Here is a 315-nt window from a genome sequence, read left to right on the forward strand (position 1 = left end):
GAACCAGCAGCGGCAGCGCCATCAGCACCAGGCAGACCGGCACGCCCCAGCCCTTCTTAGGCATGTTGAGCGCAATGAAGATGCCGAGTGGCACTTCGATCGCCAGGATGATGAAGGAGAAGATCAGGTTGCGCACCATCGCTTCCCAGAAGCGATTGGAGTGCAGCAGGTCCTCGAACCATTCGGTGCCGGCCCAGAAGAAGACGTTGTTGCCGAACGTATCCTGCACCGAATAATTGACGCCGATGCCGATGGGCTGAGGCTGCATGCGGTGGTGCCGGCGGGAACGTCGCTGCCGGCCGAGGGCGAGGCGGT

At 62.2% G+C, this 315-nt stretch carries 1 pseudogene; it reads right to left on the bottom strand.

Annotated elements, in window-relative coordinates:
- Window positions 1-268, bottom strand: a pseudogene (locus tag EN808_RS35660) (sugar ABC transporter permease); the annotation flags it as partial.
- Between the last annotated feature and the right edge of the window lie 47 nt (window positions 269-315).

Origin of the sequence: Mesorhizobium sp. M8A.F.Ca.ET.165.01.1.1, from assembly GCF_004792065.1 — a bacterium.
GTDB lineage: Bacteria > Pseudomonadota > Alphaproteobacteria > Rhizobiales > Rhizobiaceae > Mesorhizobium.